1 protein-coding gene is annotated in these 523 nt (G+C 69.2%); it reads left to right on the plus strand.

Features of this window, described 5'->3' with window-relative positions:
• On the plus strand, window positions 1-523 hold a 523-nt coding region (locus WS62_RS26135; protein ID WP_156441144.1), incomplete at both ends, for a pyridoxal-phosphate dependent enzyme.

A 523-nucleotide genomic window follows, 5' to 3' on the forward strand; every position in this document is an offset into this window, starting at 1 on the left:
TGCGCCCCGAGATCAGGGTGATCGGCGTGCAGACCGACGATTCGTGCGCGATGAAGCGCTCGCTCGCGGCAGGCGAGCGCGTCGCGCTGCCCGAGGTCGGCCTCTTCTCCGACGGCACCGCCGTGAAGCTCGTCGGCGAGGAGACGTTCCGGCTCTGCAACGCGTATCTCGACGACGTCGTGACGGTCGACACCGATGCGCTCTGCGCGGCGATCAAGGACGTGTTTCAGGACACGCGCAGCGTGCTCGAGCCGGCCGGCTCGCTCGCGGTCGCGGGCGCGAAGCTGTATGCGGAGCGCGAAGGCATCGAGGGCGAGACGCTCGTCGCGATCACGTCCGGCGCGAACATGAACTTCGACCGGATGCGCTTCGTCGCCGAGCGCGCGGAGGTGGGCGAAGCGCGCGAGGCGGTATTCGCGGTGACGATCCCCGAGGAGCGCGGCAGCTTCAGGCGCTTCTGCTCGCTCGTCGGCGAGCGCAACGTGACCGAGTTCAACTACCGGATCGCCGACGCGCAATCGGC

This window comes from Burkholderia sp. ABCPW 14, assembly GCF_001523835.1.
Taxonomy (GTDB): Bacteria; Pseudomonadota; Gammaproteobacteria; order Burkholderiales; family Burkholderiaceae; genus Burkholderia; species Burkholderia mayonis.